Below are 4,207 nucleotides of genomic sequence, written 5' to 3' on the forward strand. Positions count from 1 at the left end.
GCACCAGGGCCGGCCGGCCGGCGGTCAGGGCGGCGTCGAACAGCCGCAGCCCGGTGTCGGCGCTCATCGCGGTGATGCCGCCCCGGGTCGATCGCGCCCGGTCCGCCTCGTCGAGGGACGCGGCCATGCCGGGGGTGTCCCACATTCCCCAGGCGAGGCTGACGGCAGGCAACCCGAGCTGCCGCCGGTGGACCGCCAGCCCGTCGAGGAACGCGTTACCCGCCGCGTACGCCGACTGACCCGGCGAACCCAGCACACCAGCAACCGACGAGAACACCACGAACAAGTCGAGATCCAGCGACGCCGTCGCCTCATGCAACAACCAACCCGCCGACACCTTCGGCGCCAACACCCTTGCCAGACGCTCCTCGGTGACCCGCTCGATCACCCCGTCATCCAGGACACCGGCGGTGTGCACCACACCCGCCAGCCGGCCACCGGCGGAAACCTCACCGACCAGCCCGAACACCTGGTCCCGGTCCGTCACGTCGCAGGCGACCACCCGCACCGACGCACCCAACGCGGACAACCGCTCCGACAACTCACCCGCACCCGCAGCCTCCGGACCACGACGCGACACCAGCACCAGCGACCGCACACCGTGCACCGACACCAGATGCTCCGCCACCAACGCACCCAACGCACCCGTACCGCCGGTCACCAGCACCGCACCGTCACCCACCACGGCACCGTCCGCCGACGAGGGCGCTACCGCACGCACCAGACGCGGCACGAACACCTCACCCGAGCGCACCGCGACCTGACCACCGAACGTCACCGGCTCGTCGGCCACGGAACCCAGCACAGCCAGCAGCCCGGCGTCCGCGTCACCGTCGACGTCCGCCAGCACGATGCGGCCCGGATGCTCCGACTGCGCCGATCGCAGCAGACCCCAGACCGCCGCTGCGGCCAGGTCGGTGACCCGGTCTCCGTCCCCGACCGACACCGCGCCCCGGGTCACCACCACCAACCGCGACTCCGCCAGCGCGTCCGCCGCCAGCCAGGACCGCACCGTCGCCAGCACCTGCGACGTCGCCGCCCGCACCGACTCGGGGCCATTGTCGACGGCGGCGGGCATCTCACCGGAGACCGAAGCAGGTTCCGTCTCGGCGTGCAGGGCCCGGCGCAGGCCACCCGCCGGCACCAGCAACAGACGCGGCGCCACACCCGACGCCACGGCGACCGCCTCGACGTCGGCGTACACCGGCAGCTCAGCGACGGCCGGCAGGCCGGCGGCGGGCGAGCCGAGCAGCGCCCACCCGGAGGCGTCCCCGGCCGGGGCGACCTCCTGGGCCTGCCAGGCGACCTCGAACAGCGACCGGGCCGACGCGTCCGGGGACGCCGACACCCCGGTCAGCTCACGCAGCGCGAGGGTGTCCACCGAGACCACCGCCGCGCCCGACTCGTCGCACGCGACCAGGCGCACCGCCGAACCGTTGCGGGTCAACCGGACCCGCAGCACCCGCGCGCCCGAGGCATACACCTGCACACCCTCGAACGCGAACGGCACCCGCGCCCCGCCCGAGCCCTCCGAGCCGGACAGCAGCCCGATCGGGTGCAGCGCGGCGTCCAGCAGCGCCGGGTGCACGCCGAACCCCGCGGCGTCACCGGCCACCTCGTCCGGCAACACCACCTCGGCGAACACCTCGTCGCCGCCCGTCCACACCCGGCGCAGCCCCCGGAACACCGGCCCGTACGACAGGCCACGCTCGGCCAGGGCCGGATACCAGCCCGCCACGTCCACCTCGACACCGTCGACCGGCGGCCACTCCCCCACGCCCGGCTCGTCGGCCGACGCCGGCTCCAGCACACCCTCCGCGTGCGAAACCCACTCCGCCTCGGGATCACCCTCGGGCTGCGAGTGCACGGCCACCACACGCACGCCCGCCTCGTCGGCCGCGCCGACGCGTACCTGCACCCGCACCGCACCCGCCTGCGGCAGCACCAGCGGCGCGGCCACGGTCAGCTCCCGCACCCGCGACGCACCCACCTCGTCACCCGCCCGCACTGCCAACTCCACCAGGGCAGCGCCCGGCACGATCACCGCGCCGGAGACGACGTGGTCGGCGAGCCACGCGTGCGTCGATGTCGAGAGACGGCCGGTCAGCACCACCATGTCCTCGCCGGCCACGGAGACCGCCGCGCCGAGCAGCGGGTGCCCGGCCGCGCCGAGGCCGGCACCGGAGACGTCCGTCCAGCGGCCCGCCGGCTCCAGCCAGTAGCGCTGGTGCTCGAAGGCGTACGTCGGCAGGTCGACGTGCCGGCCGCCGGCCCGGTCGAGCAGGCCCGCCCAGCCGACGGCGCGGCCGTGCACGTGCAGCGACGCGAGGGCCTCCAGGAGGGCCTGCGGCTCAGGCCGGTCGTGGCGCGACACCGGCACCAGCAGGGGCGCCGGCTCGTCCTCCGCGCGCTCGGCGAGGCAGTTCTGCGTCATGGCGGTGAGGACGCCGTTCGGTCCCACCTCCAGGTAGGTGTCGACCTCCTCGGCGCGCAGGCAGTCGACGGCGTCGGCGAAGCGAACGGTGCCGCGTACGTGGCGCACCCAGTAGCCCGGGTCGCAGAGCTGGTCGGCGTCGGCGACGCGGCCGGTCAGGTTCGACACCACGGGGATCGTCGGCGGCCGGAACGTCAGTCCCTCGGCGACGGCCGCGAACTCGGCCAGCATCGGGTCCATCCGGGCGCTGTGGAAGGCGTGGCTCACCCGCAGTCGGCGGGTCTGCACACCCCGCTCGGACCACACCCGCTGCACCTCGTCGAGCGCCTCGACGTCGCCCGCGACCACCACGGCGGCGGGGCCGTTCACGGCGGCCAGGTCCAGCCGGCCGGGCAGCCCCGCCAGGGACGCGGCGACGGCGGCCTCGTCGGCGGCCACGGCGAGCATGCCGCCGCCCGCCGGCAGGGCCTGCATGAGCCGACCCCGCGCGGCGACCAGCGCACACGCGTCGGCCAGGGAGAGCACGCCCGCCACATGCGCCGCCGCGATCTCGCCGATGGAGTGCCCGGCCACCAGGTCCGGCACCACACCGAACGACTCCACCAGACGGAACAACGCCACCTCGACCGCGAACAGCCCCGCCTGGGTGAACACCGTCTGATCCAGCAACCCCGCCCCGGGCGTGCCCTCCGACGCGAACAGCACCTCCCGCAACGGACGCGGCAACAACGGATCCAGGTGACCGCACACCTCGTCCAACGCGGCGGCGAACACCGGGAACGCCCCGTACAACCCGCGACCCATACCGGCGCGCTGCGCGCCCTGGCCGGAGAAGAGGAAGGCCACCCGGCCACGCGGGGCCGACGCGCCGGTGATGACGGCGCCGGTCGGCTCGCCCGCGGCGAGGGCCCGCAGCCCGGCGAGCAGGTCGTCCGCGTCGCCGGCCAGGACGACCGCGCGGTGTTCGAGCCCCGCGCGGCTGACCGAGGAGACCGCGACGTCCACCGGACGTGGGGCGTCGATGCGGGCGAGGTGGTCGGCCCAGCGGCCGGCCTGCCCCGCGAGCGCCTCGGGCGTACGGGCGGAGAGGAACACCGGGGCGAGCGGGAGCGCGACCGGCGCGTCGACGGCGGAGGGTGCCTCGTCGGTGGACGGGGCGTCGTCGCCGGGCGCCTCCTCCAGGATGACGTGCGCGTTCGTACCGCTGATGCCGAAGGACGACCCGGCGGCCCGGCGCGGCCGGTCGGTGGCCGACCACGCGCGCGCCTCGGTCAGCAGCGAGACCTGCCCGGCGGACCAGTCGATGTGCGGGGACGGCTCGTCGACGTGCAGGGTGGCGGGCATGGTGCGGTGGCGGATCGCCTCGATCATCTTGATCAGGCCGGCGGCGCCCGCGGCGGCCTGGGTGTGACCCAGGTTCGACTTGACCGAGCCCAGCCAGAGCGGCCCGCCGTCGCCCCGGTCCTGCCCGTACGTGGCCAGCAGCGCCTGCGCCTCGATGGGGTCGCCGAGGGTGGTGCCGGTACCGTGCGCCTCGACCACGTCGACGTCGGCCGGCGAGAGCCGGGCGTTGGCGAGGGCCTGGCGGATCACCCGCTGCTGCGACGGGCCGTTGGGGGCGGTGAGTCCGCTGCTGGCGCCGTCCTGGTTGACCGCGCTGCCCCGGACGACGGCGAGGATGCGCCGGCCGTCGCGGCGGGCGTCGGAGAGCCGTTGCAGGAGCAGCACGCCGACGCCTTCGGACCAGCCGGTGCCGTCGGCGGCGGCTGGTCC

The 4,207-nt window shown here is 75.4% G+C and carries 1 protein-coding gene; it reads right to left on the bottom strand.

The genetic code is table 11. The features are described from left to right. On the bottom strand, positions 1-4,207 hold a 4,207-nt coding region (locus KBX39_RS33875), incomplete at both ends, for a type I polyketide synthase (RefSeq protein ID WP_210872766.1).

This window comes from Micromonospora sp. D75, assembly GCF_018070405.1.
Taxonomy (GTDB): Bacteria; Actinomycetota; Actinomycetes; order Mycobacteriales; family Micromonosporaceae; genus Micromonospora; species Micromonospora chalcea.